The sequence below is a fragment of the uncultured Tenacibaculum sp. genome (assembly GCF_947499065.1).
GTDB lineage: Bacteria > Bacteroidota > Bacteroidia > Flavobacteriales > Flavobacteriaceae > Polaribacter.
The window spans coordinates 1-588 of record NZ_CANMMT010000030.1; the positions used below are offsets into that span (position 1 = coordinate 1).

Here is a 588-nt window from a genome sequence, read left to right on the forward strand (position 1 = left end):
AAGACTTAAAGCCTATAGATTCAACAGCTTCGCTTAAACCTAATAAACTACTTCCTTCTCTAGTAGTTTCACTTAAGCTTCTTAACTGTTGTGTATTAATAGTTTTACCATAGTGTTTTGCTATGATTTTGATACAGGTAGGTCCACAATCCTTTGCCTCGGTTTGTTTATAATTGGGAAACTTTTTCAAGAAATAGATGTTTTTTATTAAAATAATTAAGTTGAAGGCAAGAAATTAAAAAAGCATTTAAATTTTAAACTAAAGCACAGTAAGGAATACTGTGCTTTTTTCATTTTATTTACAAGATTCAATAGTACCAGCTCCACACATCCAACCGCACCACTTACAATTAGCCACAGCATAAGTAGTATTATTGCAATAGCAAAGAAAGCCAGAATCTCCTTCGTGAGTAAATGTTACAGCTCCTATTACTTGTTTTTGCTCAGTTTTGTTTAAAACTTTTCCTAAGTTTAAAATTTGTTTTTTCATAATTAATATTTAAAAAAAAAATACTTTTGCGGTGAACATTTAAAGACACTCACCTTTGTGTCTATTCTTCGCGAGAGAATTTTGTTCTAAAGCAAAGC

Annotated in this window: 2 protein-coding genes; both read right to left on the reverse strand. The window is 30.6% G+C overall.

Annotation, left to right across the window (positions count from 1 at the left end):
* Positions 1–190, reverse strand: a 190-nt coding sequence (locus tag Q0958_RS18850; RefSeq protein ID WP_299126113.1) for a cysteine peptidase family C39 domain-containing protein, incomplete at its 3' end; no start/stop codon positions are given.
* Positions 191–295: 105 nt separating this feature from the next.
* Positions 296–490 (reverse strand): hypothetical protein, encoded by a 195-nt coding sequence (locus tag Q0958_RS18855; protein ID WP_299126115.1) that lies wholly within the window; start codon positions 488–490, stop codon positions 296–298.
* Positions 491–588: the final 98 nt, after the last annotated feature.

Bases quoted from the DNA above. Each gene is read 5' to 3' on its own strand.
- Q0958_RS18855 (WP_299126115.1), bottom strand. From the start codon at position 490: ATGAAAAAACAAATTTTAAACTTAGGAAAAGTTTTAAACAAAACTGAG.